General features: G+C 60.3%; 1 pseudogene. It reads right to left on the bottom strand.

From position 1 onward, the window contains the following. A pseudogene (locus ACFZPT_RS27090) lies at window positions 1-234 on the bottom strand (two-component sensor histidine kinase); the annotation flags it as partial.

Raw genomic sequence — 234 nt, 5'->3', positions numbered from 1 at the left:
GATTACCCGGATCACCAGCGCTTTTCGGTTGTCGGTCAGTTCGATACGCGCTGTGCCGGCGGACCGCAGGGCGTTGTCGATCTGATTGTTAAGGCACGAACGCAAGGCCTTGGGTTGCACCTGCAGCGGTGCGCAGGTGCCGGCAATATTCACGTCGCAGCCTTGGTCCTGGGCGTTTTCGCTCAGTGTTTCCACATGCGCATGCACGTCCAGCCAGTGTCTGGTCTCGCTGGT

The organism is Pseudomonas sp. MD330_10, from assembly GCF_042610415.1.
In the GTDB taxonomy this organism is placed as follows: Bacteria; Pseudomonadota; Gammaproteobacteria; order Pseudomonadales; family Pseudomonadaceae; genus Aquipseudomonas; species Aquipseudomonas rhodesiae.
Note: the sequence above shows the minus strand (reverse complement) of the source record. Positions and strands in the feature narration are given on the sequence as shown.